A 14,403-nucleotide genomic window follows, 5' to 3' on the forward strand; every position below is an offset into this window, starting at 1 on the left:
AAAATACACTCTTGATAAGTAGCTCATAAAGTAGTTTTATTTCGTAGTCTGCTTTAAGATTCAAGAGTAGTAAAAAATTGTTCTTCGTTTTTTTATAACATCAGAACTGTTAGTTAACTGATCACAATGTAGAAGATGAATCAAAAAAAAATGGACACAAACACTTAAATTAAATATCACTTTCCTAACAAATAGTAGCGTATTTTATACACTAATAACTATTATCCTATTAGTGTTCATCATTCATAAAAAAGAAAATTAAATTCATGTAAATATCTAAAAACATCATTTTAGATAGCTAAAAAGCAAACAAACAGATTGAATTGTAGTATCATGAAAAAAATTAACTTCTTCATTTTTCTGTTCATTTTAATGATTAATTCTGTAAATGCTCAGAAACCAAATATCATTATTATTTATGCCGATGATTTGGGTATTGGCATGCTTGGCCACGAAGGTCAGAAAATTGTTACAACACCAAATATAGATAAACTTGCCACAGATGGTTTACGTTTTGAACAGGCGTATTCTAATATGCTCTGCGCTCCAGCAAGGGCTTCGTTAATTACAGGGTTGCATGATTGTCATAAAGATGAATTTAAAATCACGAAAGGAACAGCTTATATAAATGCCAATAATTCTAATTTGGCAGCTATTGAAAATTCCCTACAAGAGAAACTCGGTGAAGTAAATCCTCAAGAAGTTTTTATTGGTAAGATTGCTCAAGAAATGGGGTATAAAACTGCTCAAATTGGGAAATTAGAATGGGGGTTTTCTACTACCAATCAGCAAATGAAGCAGCACGGTTGGGACTATTATTTAGGTTATTTAGATCATGTAAGAGCACATGGTTTTTACCCTCCTTTTCTTTTTGAAAATGGTGATATAGTAGAAATTGAAGGAAACACAATTTTAAATTGTGGTAAATCTAATGAACCAGAGACGGAAGAACATTTTAAAGAGCGTTGGAATATGGAGGGGAAAAGTGTTTATTCTCAAAACTATTTTATGGACAAAGTGCTTAGTTTTATAGATGATAATGCTGATAATCCTTTCTTGCTTTATTTCCCTACGCAATTACCACACGGACCTGTTGCTATACCTAAAGTTCATCCTGATTTTGTAAATGATGACCGTCTAACTCAAATAGAAAAAGAATATGCTTCTATGGTAAAATTATTGGATGATAATGTTGGACAAATCATGAAAAAATTAGAAGAGACAGGTTTAGAAGAGAATACCATTGTAATTTTCACGGCAGACAATGGGCACGAAATCTATTACAGTAAAAAAGGAAGAGTTGAAAAACCGTATACCAATAAAGTAACAAACGAACAATTTGATGATTTTGACAGAAAATATTACAGTACTTTAAGTGGTGATGTTTTTGATGGAAATGGTGGTAGAGCGGGTTTAAAAAGAAGTAACCTAGAAGGTGGTATTCATGTTCCTTTAATTATAAAATGGCCAAATAAAATTCCTGAAGGGAGTACTTCCCAACGTCTTACAGCCAATTACGATATTCTACCAACAATAGCAGAATTAACGGGATATAATAAAAAATATACAACTGATGGTGTTTCTTTTTATGATGCTCTATTAGGTGAAAAAGGAAAAGAAAACCACGATTTCATTGTCTATTCATCGTTTACAGGCCCTACGCTTGTTACAAATGAAGGATGGAAACTAAGAACTCATTTACAAAAAAAGGCATTTGAACTCTATTATTTACCTAATGATTTTGGCGAAAAAGAGAATCTCGCAAACAAATACCCGAAAAGGTTAAAAGCCTTAAAAGAAAAATTATTGATTGCCTGTGAGGGTAATTTCGAAAATGGACTATTTAAGTATGGAGCACAGCTTTAAATTTTGTAAATAAGAAAAACGCCGTTTCATAACTTTAATGTTATGAAACGGAGTTTTTAAGTATTAAGGTTGAATAATATTGTTAACAAGAATATGATTTTCTATGCTTCTCTTCTTAGTAGCTAAGTGATTTTTTATAGTACCTAAATCTTGCTCGTCTTTGCCTATAATTAATTTTACTTTTTGTATTTTATCGTGATAGAATAATCTACTTTTAAATCCCCAATTGAAACTTCCTTCTTTAGTAGTAAGAGAAGTCTTTAGGTTCGAATATTCTATTGTACCACTACTTAATTTTCTCAACTTATTGTTTAAAGCTTCAATTTCTTTTACCAAAATAGACTCCTCTTTTACAAGTTTAAGTATTTCTGCATCCCATTTAAGTATATCTTTTTTATTTTGAGTAATATCTTGAGAAAGTTGAGCTTCTCTTACATTAAAATCATTTTCTGCTTTTTTATACTCCCTTACTAACTTAGAATATTCGTCTGCAATAGTCTGCAAATGAGAAGCTGAATAATTATTTACATTATTAATCTTTATCGTTACTCCACCTGAAGAAACTTCAACAATAGAATTTGTAAGAGGTGTTGCTGCAATATTTCCATTATTAACCACTCCTGTTGTAGGTTTAGTTGCTTTTTTACTCTTATCAGTAGTAGGTGTTGATTTTGGTGGTGACTTTTTAACTACAGTTGTGGGAGTAACTTTTGTACTTCCTTTTGATATATCTTTTTTAACCTCTTTCGTTTTTGAACTATCACTTTTTGATTTTGAATCTTTATCAACATTAGCTTTTACAATTAAAGCTTCTGTTTTAACTTCTTCTACTTTAGGCTTTATTTCATCGTCTTTTTTGTTACAAGAAATAGCCGCTAATAATAATAATCCTATAGTTAATTTTTTCATCATCTCAATATGTTTTGTTCAATTTTAAGACATACACCTAATGAAAAAGGGCAACTTTATTAACATGTGTTCTGAATCAACTTTCACTTACATATACTACTTACTCAATAAATAAGAAATTTGTAATTCAATTAAAAATATATAAATTTAAAAAAAAATAAACTAACTATTACTTATGCTTACTAAAAACGCTGAACCACTGAGACCATTTTTAAGTGATAAATTAAAACTAAATTGGAAGTTTAGTATATCGTTACTTCTGCTAGTTTGTATCCCTAGATTTTATTTGGTTTTAAAAGCCAATGTAACGCAAAATTATTCTTCAATTGGCCTCATAATGTTACTTTCTGGTTTGATTCCCTTTGTATTCTTGAATAAAAGTGGATTAAAAGAAATTGGTGTCTGTACTCCTAATAAATATTACAAATTATTATTTTGCCTTATAATAGGAATCTTATTTAGTTATATACTTTATCTTATCGGTATTAATTTATTTGGAGTTACCTACGAAAATTGGTATGTATATATTCGAGAATCTTACAATATACCTAACATTATTTCTATTGATGATAAAATGACACTGTTCATCATAATGTCAATAACAGGAATGATATTTAGCCCTTTAGGAGAAGAATTATTTTTTCGAGGGCTCGTTCATACCGGACTATCGAATTCTCTAGGAAATCGATTTGCAACTGTAATTGATAGTTTATCATTTGCTTTAGTTCATATCTCACATTTTGGTATTCTATATATTAATGATAGTTGGAAATTTTATCCAATGCCAACCATAATATGGGTAATTAGTATGTTTATTGTTAGTTTGCTGTTTATCAAAATGAAAAATTGGACACATTCGATTTGGGGAGCTGTAGTAGGTCATGCTGGATTTAATTTAGGTATGATATACGCTATATTTTACTTAATTTAAACTTTTATTCCCATTTAAACCACCTATTAACCCATTACATCTCATGATAATTTTTAAAACAGAAAGACTCGAGATAAGACAAGTGACAAAAAAAGATTTGGATTTTTTTATTGAACTCATGTCAGCTCCAGAAATTATAGACCCTATTCCACAACCTAAATTGGCTCCCGAAGTAATCATTCAAAGGTTTAATAATGTTACTGATTATTCTATTGCTCCTCTATTAAAAGAAAAGGTTATATGGGGAGTTTATGAAAGCGGTAAAGATGAATTAATTGGGTTATGTGCTTTCCTAACTAACGAAGATGAGAACAGAGAAATTGGCTATCGCTTTAGAAAGAAATTTTGGGGTAAAGGATATGGAACAGAGTTAACCAAAAATATGATCACGTATTGTTTCACAGTTTTTGAATTAGATATAGTTACTGCTGATGTTGACACTAAAAACATTGGTTCAGTAAAAATTCTAGAGAAATTCTTCCACCCTTTTAAAGAATTTTATAACGAGGATGATGGGTGTACAGACAGAAGATATATACTGAAAAAAGAAGATTGGTTAAATAAACAATAGCATTTTAAAAACTCTATATTTAAGACAATGAAAAAATTAGTGCTTTTCTATCACTCAAATGAAAAATTAGTTCATACACTATTTCTTATAGGAGTGGTTATTGGCTCTGTAATGATGGGGTATTTATTAGATACCAACAAAGTGCAATAATATATTTTAAAATACATTATATTCATTTCAGTATAAAACACCATAAGCCCACAAGTTTAATTGTGAGCTTATGGTGTTTTTTTTATTGATAGTAGATTATTCCACCAACAATTTCACTTGTTCTTGATTACCCGACTGATCTGTAATTAAAAGGATATAAACTCCTTTATTTAAGTTAGTTACTGATAAAGTGTAGTTACCAATAAATGTGTCTGATAGTAAAGGCTGTCCTGTTGTATTGTACATTATCAACGAGACTTTACTTTCTGTATTCGAACTTTTTATCGTAACAAAATCAGAAGAAGGGTTAGGATATACTTTTACATTTGTACTTTCAATTTGTTGGTTTAGTCGAGAACCATTTCCAATTTCTTGAATGCTTACATTATCTAGCCATGCTCCTCCGTTAGCATCTTTTGGTCTCCAAAATCCAATTTTTGAATCTTCATCATTGGCATCTGTCGTAAATTTGATACTGTATTGAGTGAATTCTGTATCATAGATATGTTGCTCAAAGTATTTAGATCCAGCGGAATTCTTAACGTGTAATCTTGCAGACAGACTAGGATCTTCTACTTTGGCATAAAATGTTATTTCATAAGTAGTATTTGCTTTGGTTTTGAAAAATTGACTAGTTCCACCTGTGCCATCTATTTTCAAAGAAGTTGTACCTTCAAAAGGAGTTGCAGTTTCTGTTGTCGTTCCTCCATAATAATCCCAGTTCAATAAACCCTTTTCAAAGTCAGCATTTAAGACATATGATGTTCTTTTTAAAACCATTTGATCCACAAAAACACTAGCTCCATCACTTGGTGGTTGCCAAGTCCATACTTTTACTGAACGTGTATTTTGATCAGTAGTAAACATAATATTTTGAAGGGTGTATTCTGTATCATAAATATCTTTTGTATCAATATTTACATTTTCCTCATTGGCAACTCCTAGCACTACTCTTTTACTAGCATCAGAAGTTTTTACATAAGCAGAAAGTGTATAAGTTGTAGAAGGAGAAACAGTTACCCATTGATAAGCAGAACCTTTGTCAACCATTTTGAAAGCACTATTTCCTTCAAATGCATCAGTACTTGTAGTCGGGTTATTCCAAAGTGTCCAATTGTTTAATCCATTTTCAAAATCACCATTAATTAACCCATTTGTTTCTGCTTGTTCTTCTAAATTAAAAACGACCATTGTGAGTGTATTTGCTCTTAATGTTGCTTGATAACTTCCAGAAGTACCCTGCCATAAACTGATATTTGAAATCTCACCTGGATCATCAAATCTTACAGATTCATGCACTGATAAAATGGTATTTCCATCGATGGTAAATTCCGCGTTTTTGTCTGTGTCATTTTTATTTAAAAGATAGATATATGCTTTATTTTCTTTAATAATTGTAGCATTCATTATTTTTCCATCTGAAGAACTACTTTGTACTAGATCTCCATCAATAGCATGTTTATAAAGTTCAAACATTTTAGCAGAAGGACTTGCAGTATAATTATCATCTGAATTTAATAGTGCCTGAAAATCTGAAGTTGAGCTACCACTCCATTGGGTAGTCCACATTGAGGCCAATTCAATACCACCTTGCATAAATTGCATTTGCATTTCAGCTTGAATCAAAGTATTTCTAAACTGAGTGTGAGTAGGGTTATGATTGTAATCTCCTGGTGCAACATTCCACTCTAGTGCCGCCAACTTAATATGTGGTTTACCAAGAGAAGCCGCGAGGTTATTAAAGAATTCAATTTCTTCTACAAATGTTCCTCCATCATACCATTCTGTTTCATTTTGCATAGGTGTTTTTTCTTTCCATGCCTCCCATGTTGCTATACCCCATTTCCAATACCAATGCACATCAATGTAATCAATATTATGTCCGCATAAATTGATAATAGTTGTGTAATTAGCTGTATTTGTACGTACTTTGTCTGTCCAATTTGCAATTAATTTAGCATTAGGAACAAGGGCTTTTATCGCTTCAGCATAGATATTTACTTGCTGTGCATATAAAGAGGGAGTCCATTCACCACCATTTCCGTTAGCATCTTTATTGTAACCATTGCCATGATGATAGGTCTCATTATCGAGGTAAAAATACCTTACATCAAAGTTTTGATCTATGCAATACTGAATCATATCCATTGCTTCTTGTAGGGCTTCTTCTTCACGGTCCCATTCTAAACCTGAACTCATATTGATGCCTAGCATTGGTTCTGTACCTGCTGTATTTGTCAGTGTGATGTATTCATCCAAATCCATGTATTCTGAAGGATCAGCATCTGAACTTCTGTTGTAATTGGGATTCCAATTGTCAACCCATCCAACACCAGAAAGATCATTCCAATGGTACATTGTAGCAACAGTACCTCCGGGCCAACGTAAAAAGCCAGCACCAATATCTTGGTAAAGTTGTGCTACTGAGCCATCGGCATAAATAGAATCAGCTTCTTCAGAGTAAACCAATCCATGCCCTTGAATCATGGGGTGAATAGTGTGTTTTTTTTGATAACTGTCAATGGAGATTTGTACTTGAGCAAAAGCTGGAAAAATTGCCCAAATTGATAGTAGGAGTAGTGTAATAGTTATTTTTATCATACTTTTTTAAGTAATTTTGTTACTAAATAAAACTCTTATAACCACTGAAATATTCAATGGTTATAAGAGAAAAATAAAATTTATTCTACCAACAATTTCACTTGTTCTTGATTACCCGACTGATCTGTAATTAAAAGGATATAAACTCCTTTATTTAAATCAGTTACTGATAAATTATAGCTACCAATAAATGTGTCTGATAGTAAAGGCTGTCCTGTTGTATTGTACATTATCAACGAGACTTCACTTTCTGTATTCGAACTTTTTATCGTAACAAAATCAGATGATGGATTAGGGAATACATCAATATTAAATGCACTTTCTTCACCATTTGCACTCATTCTAGTTCCACTTGTAGAAATGTTTACATTCACAATAGCATCATCTCCCATATTACCCCAACTAGCATCTCTATACTGATGGTGAAATTTTGTATTTCCAGTAATAGTAGGTGTGTGTGTAAATGTAAAATTTGGTGCTGTTAAAAAGGCTACCTCATTCCAATTAGCATCATATACATAAATATATTGTGTGTTTGCTGCTGTAGTAAAGATAAATTCTAGCGGACTAATACTGCTGTAAGTACCTCCTTCTACTGGTGTAATTAATGCATTTACTTGATTGTAAACGGTTATTGTTGTTGTTGCAGAAAACCCTCCATCTACTGCCGTTACTGTAATATTTGCCGTTCCAACACCAACAGTTGTTACAAGACCACTGCCATTTACTGTTGCAACTGCGGCATTACTACTGCTCCAATTTTTATTCTGATTTGTAGCATTAGAAGGTGTCAAAGTAGCTGTAAGTTGTACCGTATTTCCTGTGTACATTACTCCATTTTGATTTGAGACTTGAATACCAGAAACAGCAATTGTACTCGATCCTCCACCTACTTCTTCAAAAGAAATGTAGGTATTTGTACCTCCTGAAGCAATTGTTGACATTTCAACCACTCCATTTGATGTTACTTTGAGGCGTGGATTAGTACCTCCTCTTGTTGTTAATTTGTAATACGATGTTCCCGCCACTTCTTCTAATAACCATTTTGTCCAATCGCCTTTAGAAGTTGCTGCTTGCATATCTGCAACAGTAGATTGATCTGTACGAATACGAGGTTTTCCACCACCACCAAGGCAATCTATATAGTAATATCCTTCTGTTGTAGATTCCGACAATTGCCATTGTACCGTTTGGTCAGTAGCAGATAAAGAAGTTGTAAAGGCATCTTCTGCACCATTTGCTCCAATTTTTAAATTATGGGTAGGACTCACCATGTAGTAAGTTTTTGATACATCAATAGTTTCAGATGGTGTACCTTGTTCTATCGTAACATTTACATTTCCATTTCCAATATTAGTCCAGTTTGCATCGTTGTATTCAAAATGAAAAGTTGCATTACCTGAAGTTGATGGCTCATAATTAAACGAGAAGTTTGGTGCAGATAATGCCGCTATTTCTTGCCAATTTTGATCGTAAACATAAATGTATTCTGTAGCAGACGAAGTGTTAAATTCAAAATCTATTCCGTTGGTTGTATAAAGACCTCCTTCTACAGGTGACACTAAAGCATTCGGGTTATCGGCTGCCATAGAAAATACCGTAATAGAAGTAGAAGGTAGTGTATAAGTAATGGCATCATTTACTACAGAAGCAGCTGAAAGTTGTGCTAATGTTGGTGCAGTATCCCATTCGTCGTTACCTTTAAATTGCCAAACATTTCCAATTGCATAGTTATTCAAAGACGTAATACCAAGATCAATATTTAATGATGAGGTTGCTTTATTGATCAAAATAACGTTTAAGTCTCCATTATTTTTATCGTAGGCAGCATAAGCAACTACTGAAGTAGTTCCACTAGAGATTTGTACTAGATCATCTTTAATAAATTTCTCCCATAATGCTAAAGGCTGTGCCACTGCTGTCAAGTTATTTTGATTATCGACAGCATCCCACTTCAAACCTCCATAAACACCATTTTCATCAGGGTACCATCTCGTATTCCATAAACAACCATAAGCCGTTTTTGAACTTTGTAAAATTTGACCAATTAAATCAAAGTTGATTAAACCTTTACCTGTATTGTTAGATAGGTCCCATCCGCTATCAGTCCAATCTGCTTGATTAAATTCTGAAATGACAGTAGGTAACGTTAAACTTTCATCTACTTTTAGAAGATCTACATTTGTACCATTTTTATAATTCGTATAAGAAGTTCCACCACCATTAGTATAATTACTAATTGCAATAAAATCGAGTGCATCACCACAAAGGTTAATTAATTGTTGTGCTTCATGTGCCTTCCAACTAACACCAATTTGGATAGTAGGATCAACAGCTTTCATTGCATTTGAGTATTCAATTACTTTTGCTGCTAAAGAATTTACATTAAGAGGAAATTTGGCCCATTGAGTTTGTTTAGAATTATGCCACATTTCATTGCCAATTTCCCAATACTTTACATTGTATCCTTTTGTAACGTTAGAATATCTTACCCATTCGGCAGCCATTGTTTTATTTAACGTAACTGTGTCCCAAATACTCAAGGCCACATTAACGTGAGCTTCAGCACCCGTTTCTTGACATAAAGTCATGAACTCATCAAAGTTTAAAGTAGTCCGAGCACCATCGGCATAACTTCCCGTCCAATAATTGGTTGTTGGATCTGGATCCATAGGGTCTGCGGTCCAAAAAAAGTAGTTCGTTTTTTCACCACCGGGGTAACGGAGGCGTTTGGATCCTGTTTCTGTGATTGCTGCAGATAGTGTTCGGCTTCCTGCTGCTCTGTCTACATCATGGTCAACACCAGCATTGAGGTTAATACCATACTTGTCACTTACATTACTTGCAATTGTGCTTGATGTGTTGACATTAATGCTGACTTGGGCTTGTGTGTTGAAGGGAGTTGCTACTAGTGCTAAAAGGAGTACTAATAGACATTCAAATTTTGTAGTTTTTTTCATTCCGTTTTATGTTGTGTTAATTATCATAGCAGCTATTTTTAATGGTCACCTTTAAGTAGAATCACAAAAAGGTTTTTATACAAAATAGCTTTTAAGTTATAGCCTGGTTGATTTTTCTATAACCATTCATACAAAACAACACCTTTTTACACTTATTAATAAGCGTAAAAAGGTCATTTAATAGCATTATTCAAGAATCCGTATCACTAAAAAACTTTTCAGCTTAAATGCTCAAGTGTTTATTCTTCAAGAGTTACTTCTAGTTTCTTTTTGGTTAGCATATATTCTTTTGGCGTAACTCCATACATCGCTTTAAAACTTCTTGTAAAGTAAGAACTATGCGTAAAGCCAGATTGATACATTACATCTTTAACCCTATAGACATTTGCATCTAATAATTGAGCTGCTCTTTTTAATCGAATTGTACGGATTAAATCTGTTGCTGTTTGCCCTGTTAACCCTTTAATTTTTCTGTAAAAATTACTGTGGCTCATGCTTAAATCTGTACTGAGCATTTTTACATTCAGGTCTGGATTATCAATATTATCCTCAATCATTTTCATTACCTGTACTAGAAATTTGTCGTCTACAGATTGCACAGCAATTTCTTTTGGTTCTAGGATAACCTCTTGTAAATAGGTTTTCTTTAAGAGGTTTCTTTGGTTTAATAACTGTCCTGTTTTAGTGGTAAGGTATTCTAAGTGGAAGGGTTTTTCAATATAATCATCTGCTCCAAATTCGGTACCCATTAATTTACATGCAGAACTACTCTTTGCTGTTAATAGTATAAATGGAATATGACTAGTGGTTACATTTTCCTTTACTTTTTGACACAATTCAAACCCATCCATTATTGGCATCATTACATCCGAAATAATAATATCGGGTACCTCTTGAATTGCAATATTCCATCCTTCTTTTCCATTTTCTGCTAGAAAGACTTTGTATTGGTTTTTAAAAGAACCTGACAGGAATTCTCTCATATCAATATCATCTTCTACAATAAGTATGATTGGTAAATCTGTATTTTGCTCAGTAATTAATTCTGGTGAAAGTGGCTTTTTTTCCACATTTAATTCTGCCTCTTCAATTTGTTTCAAATCAGATTCTACGTAATCAGAAAGAGTTTCTTTGTTTATTGGTAAACAAAGCGTAAATGTAGATCCTTTACTTACCTCAGATTTTACTTGTATAGTACCAGAATGCAATGCTACATACTGATTTACAATAGATAGCCCAATTCCAGAACCTTTCTGGTTGGTATAGTTTTTACCTTCTACTGCATTAAAACGTTCAAAAACTTGTTGAATTTTATCTTTAGGAATCCCCTCTCCTGTATCTGTTAAGGCAATCTTTATGTACTCCTCATTTGGGCTATTTTCATCGTAAGAAATTGATAAATTGATCTCCCCTTTATCTGGTGTAAACTTGTAAGCATTAGACAATAAATTATAGTATACATTTTCTAATTTTTCTATATCAAACCACATCACTAATGTTGGAATAGTGGTAGTGAAATTTAAAGTGATATCCCTATTTATCGTTTCCTCTTTAAATTGTGATAGAATACGTTGACTAAACTTTACTATATCATATTGTTGAATTCTAAGTTTTTCTACCCCTTTCTCTATTTTTCTTAAATCGAGAATTTTATTTACCTGTAGCTGTAGTTTATTGGTATTTCTTTTTATAATTTTTAATGTGTTCAGCTTCTGTTCATCAGTTTCTGATGCCATCAATTGTTCTGTTGGTCCTAAAATAAGAGAAAGTGGTGTTTTAAGATCATGTGTGATATTGTTGTAAAACTTAGTTTTAATTTCTATCAGTTCTTCACTTTTCTCCAGCTTAATTTTCTCTAACTTAATATCGTTTGTATAATGAAGTTTCTCTGTAAGAATCTTTTTCACAAGCATTAAAAAACCTATAATGAGTAAAAAATAGACTAGTAAAGCCCAATTTGTAGCCCAAAACGGAGCAGCAACAGTAATAGCAATTTCTCTATATTCTTTTGGAAAAACACCATTATCGTTAGATGCTTTTACTTTTAGAGTGTATTTCTTTGGTCTCAGATTTTTATAGGCAACACTATTTCTATCGTTTAAAATTTGCCATTTATCATCAAATCCTTCTAACTGAAACATGTATTCTGTTGGGTCTGCAATGGAGAGGTTCATTGATGAAAATGAGAACTCAAAATTGTTTTCATCATACGCCAAATCTAAAGATTCTATCGTATTTAAATCTCTATTAAACTTTCCATTATCAACAGTATTAAGTAAGGATTTTTCGTTTATTTTGAGATCTGTGAATACAACAGGTTTATCTTTTATAGAAGAAGAAATTTTATTAGGATCTAATGATACAAAACCTTCTTTTCCAAAGAAAAACACCTTCCCTTTACTGTCTAAATAAGTATTGGCTTTAAATTTAACCCTCACTATTTCTTTGGTAGGGACTTTTAATACATTTTTCTTTTTGAGGTCGTAAGAATATAAATTTCGTGTATCACTAAACCATAATTTATCATTAACCACTACCATAGATTTCATGTCTATAGCCATAGAATCACACAAAGAATAATAATTACTGTCTAAAGGTTTTTTATATATTTTATTGGTCGCTGTAAAAAAAACAGCTTTTTCATCAGAGAATAACGTGACAATGTTTCCAATTTCAGTAAGGTCTTGTTCTTTTCTGAATTTATCTATATTTATAAAACATCCTTTTACTGCATTAAAAGTTGCTAGTTTAGTATATGTTGATACCCATAAATTATTATTCTGATCAAAAATCATTGTATTTATACCATCTTCTGGTAAAGAATCTGGATTTCCTTCTTCATGTCTGAAGTTGATAAAAGAAAGCTCTCCGTTATTCTGAACCACCTTATAAATACCTTTATTTACAGTTCCTATCCAGATATCTCCTTTGCTATTTCCTGTTACTTTTGATAAATAATTGGTGTGTAACTGATCTTTCTCTTGAGGTTTAGCAATGTATCTCTTTATCTTTTCTGTATAAATATTGTACGTATTCAATCCTCCAGATGTCGCAATCCAAACCATTCCTTTTAGATCAGCATAAACATCAAATACTCTTCTATGTAATATTTCTGGTGGAGAGAAATACACATATTTTTTAGTTGCAGTAATGTATTGAATTAAACCTATATCACTTGCAATCCAATAATTCCCTTTTGCATCTTCAGACATTGCATTTACTCCAATTCCACCGGGTAACTGTGGTCCATTCCTATCAATTTTATTAAAGGTAATTGTATTCGCAGAATTGTAGATTGAGTTTAGACCACCTTGGTTACCAATCCAAAGATTGTGCTGATTATCTAAAAATAATGTTTGAATTGTATTTCCATTGATGGTATTAATCTTACCAAACTCATGAAAAAACGAAGTGAATGTTTTGGTGTTAATATCAAATAAATTCAGCCCATAATCTGTGCCTAACCATATTTTATGATTTTCTGTTATTGCTATCTTCTTAATAACATTGTTCGATAATTTGCCTTTGGTAGAATTTGTAGTAAGTGTTTTCCATTTTTCTGTTTTAGGATTAAATAGGCACAAACCTGTTTCTGTTCCGATTAGAAGAAGAGGTTCATTTTTATAGGTTGTTGACTTAATAGTTAAAACTAAATTATTCTGAGGCGTAGGAATATCAGACGGTTGAAGATTGTAATGCGTAAAAGTATTTTTTGCTCTATTGAATTTGTTCAATTTATTTTCTGTTCCAATCCAAAGGTTGCCCATTTTGTCTTCAAAAATTGACCTTACTATATTATGGCTAATCCCTTCGTTAAAATTCTGGTGGTGTACATACTTATTAATTAATTTATCTTTTAAATTGTAGATAAGTAAACCATTTTCCGTTCCTATTAATAACTCGCCTTTTTTAGAAAGATGTAAAGCGCGTATACTTTGGTTTCCAATTTCATCCACCTTTTTAAGTGTAGCACTTTCCATATTTAAACTAAACAACCCATTAATAGTACCCACCCAAATTGTATTCGTTTTATCAATTGCCAAGTGGCGAATATTATTGTTTTGGAGTACTGTACTTATTTCATGTCCATCGTATTTTAGTAAATCATTATCTGTACCAATTAATAGGTATCCATTTGGTACCTGAAGCACACAGTTAACAGATTGACTACTAATAGTAGACGGAAAATCAAGCTGATTTATTGTTATAAAATCATTCTGGGCATTTAAATTCGATGATTGAAAGAAGAATGTAAATAGAACAGAAAAAAACAGGACTGCTAGTACTTTATGTGATATCATCATAGTTATAAAAAAATATTTATGATAGTTTAGAAGGTGAAATCTTTAAAAAATTGACTTCCTTTTATTAAACATCAAAGTCTAAAAAGTAGCTCAGATTTCATAGCTCAAAAA

General features: G+C 32.0%; 7 protein-coding genes. 3 read left to right on the plus strand and 4 right to left on the minus strand.

What is annotated here, in order from left to right:
• Positions 1 to 333 precede the first annotated feature (333 nt).
• Positions 334 to 1,866: an arylsulfatase gene (locus tag EI427_RS21300; protein ID WP_126618802.1), complete on the plus strand. Its 1,533-nt coding sequence runs from the start codon at positions 334 to 336 to the stop codon at positions 1,864 to 1,866.
• 63 nt (positions 1,867 to 1,929) lie between these two features.
• On the opposite strand, the gene EI427_RS21305 is transcribed toward EI427_RS21300, so the two are convergent.
• Complete coding sequence (locus EI427_RS21305) at positions 1,930 to 2,778, minus strand: hypothetical protein (protein WP_170178566.1); 849 nt, start codon at positions 2,776 to 2,778, stop codon at positions 1,930 to 1,932.
• Between the two features lie 172 nt (positions 2,779 to 2,950).
• On the opposite strand from EI427_RS21305, the gene EI427_RS21310 reads away from it, so the two are divergent.
• Positions 2,951 to 3,706 (plus strand): CPBP family intramembrane glutamic endopeptidase, encoded by a 756-nt coding sequence (locus tag EI427_RS21310; protein WP_126618806.1) that lies wholly within the window; start codon positions 2,951 to 2,953, stop codon positions 3,704 to 3,706.
• Positions 3,707 to 3,749: 43 nt separating this feature from the next.
• The gene (locus EI427_RS21315) at positions 3,750 to 4,277 is read left to right on the plus strand and encodes a GNAT family N-acetyltransferase (RefSeq protein WP_126618808.1); all 528 of its coding nucleotides are present in this window, start codon (positions 3,750 to 3,752) and stop codon (positions 4,275 to 4,277) included.
• Between the two features lie 246 nt (positions 4,278 to 4,523).
• On the opposite strand, the gene EI427_RS21320 is transcribed toward EI427_RS21315, so the two are convergent.
• The 3 genes from EI427_RS21320 to EI427_RS21330 all read right to left on the minus strand — a co-directional run bounded on the left by EI427_RS21320 (position 4,524) and on the right by EI427_RS21330 (position 14,292).
• A complete protein-coding gene (locus EI427_RS21320) occupies positions 4,524 to 7,028 on the minus strand; it encodes a carbohydrate binding domain-containing protein (protein WP_126618810.1) in 2,505 nt (834 codons plus the stop codon).
• An 80-nt stretch (positions 7,029 to 7,108) separates the two neighbouring features.
• The gene (locus EI427_RS21325) at positions 7,109 to 9,988 is read right to left on the minus strand and encodes an Ig-like domain-containing protein (protein ID WP_126618813.1); all 2,880 of its coding nucleotides are present in this window, start codon (positions 9,986 to 9,988) and stop codon (positions 7,109 to 7,111) included.
• A gap of 239 nt (positions 9,989 to 10,227) precedes the next feature.
• Positions 10,228 to 14,292: a hybrid sensor histidine kinase/response regulator transcription factor gene (locus EI427_RS21330; protein ID WP_126618815.1), complete on the minus strand. Its 4,065-nt coding sequence runs from the start codon at positions 14,290 to 14,292 to the stop codon at positions 10,228 to 10,230.
• Positions 14,293 to 14,403 lie beyond the last annotated feature (111 nt).

The sequence above is a fragment of the Flammeovirga pectinis genome (assembly GCF_003970675.1).
In the GTDB taxonomy this organism is placed as follows: Bacteria; Bacteroidota; Bacteroidia; order Cytophagales; family Flammeovirgaceae; genus Flammeovirga; species Flammeovirga pectinis.

Bases quoted from the DNA above. Each gene is read 5' to 3' on its own strand.
- EI427_RS21310 (WP_126618806.1), top strand. From the start codon at position 2,951: ATGCTTACTAAAAACGCTGAACCACTGAGACCATTTTTAAGTGATAAA.
- EI427_RS21305 (WP_170178566.1), bottom strand. From the start codon at position 2,778: ATGATGAAAAAATTAACTATAGGATTATTATTATTAGCGGCTATTTCT.
- EI427_RS21325 (WP_126618813.1), bottom strand. From the start codon at position 9,988: ATGAAAAAAACTACAAAATTTGAATGTCTATTAGTACTCCTTTTAGCA.
- EI427_RS21320 (WP_126618810.1), bottom strand. From the start codon at position 7,028: ATGATAAAAATAACTATTACACTACTCCTACTATCAATTTGGGCAATT.
- EI427_RS21330 (WP_126618815.1), bottom strand. From the start codon at position 14,292: ATGATGATATCACATAAAGTACTAGCAGTCCTGTTTTTTTCTGTTCTA.
- EI427_RS21300 (WP_126618802.1), top strand. From the start codon at position 334: ATGAAAAAAATTAACTTCTTCATTTTTCTGTTCATTTTAATGATTAAT.
- EI427_RS21315 (WP_126618808.1), top strand. From the start codon at position 3,750: ATGATAATTTTTAAAACAGAAAGACTCGAGATAAGACAAGTGACAAAA.